The following is a 758-nucleotide window of genomic DNA, read 5'->3' as shown; positions in this document are numbered from 1 at the left end:
TTTGACGAGGCCATCGGCCTGGCTGTGGACCCGGACGCCGGCACTGCCTATGTGTCCGACCTCGCCGGCCACATCTACACCGTGCCACTGCCCCAACTCCCGGGCCAGATAGTTCAGATGCCCGGAAAGCGCCTGCTGGCCGACCTCGGCACGTACATCACAGGAATCGCCGCGATCGCCGGCTGATCCGAGCACGAGAGAAGAACAGGTACGAAATCATGGCATTCACCCTCCCCACCTCGGTCCAGGACCGGCCCGTCGCGGTGATCGGCGCGGGAACCCTGGGCCGCCGGATCGCCCTGATGTTCGCCGCCCGCGGCGGCCTGGTGCGCGTCTACGACAAGTCCGAGGCTGCCGGCGAGGCCGCACGCGAGTACGTCGGGCAGCACATCGCCGAGGTCGCCGGACGGGTCGACGGCGGAGCGCCGGGCCGCGTCGCCGTCACCGACGACCTGGCCAAGGCGCTCGCGGGCGTCTGGCTGGTGGTGGAGGCGGTGCCCGAGCGCCTCGACCTCAAGCGGGAGATCTTCGGCCAACTCGACCGCGAGGCTCCGGCGGACGCGATCCTGGCGAGCAACTCGTCCTCGTACGCCTCACGGGAGTTCATCGACCAGGTGGCGCACCCGGAGCGGGTGCTGAACATCCACTTCTACATGCCGCCGGCCCAGAACGCGGTCGACCTGATGTCCGACGGGCGGACCGACCCGAAGATCATGGAGTTTCTCAAGGCGGAACTCCCGCGCTACGGAGTCTTCCCC

Annotated in this window: 1 protein-coding gene and 1 pseudogene; both read left to right on the top strand. The window is 68.9% G+C overall.

From position 1 onward, the window contains the following. Nucleotides 1-186, top strand: a pseudogene (locus KUM32_RS39255) (hypothetical protein); the annotation flags it as partial. A gap of 32 nt (nt 187-218) precedes the next feature. Next, the coding region (locus KUM32_RS39250) for a 3-hydroxyacyl-CoA dehydrogenase family protein (RefSeq protein ID WP_254406743.1) at nt 219-758 on the top strand (540 nt) is incomplete at its 3' end.

The sequence above is a fragment of the Streptomyces sp. AC627_RSS907 genome (assembly GCF_019049165.1).
The sequence above is the reverse complement of the archived record's forward strand: the minus strand, read 5'-3'. Positions and strand labels throughout refer to the sequence as shown.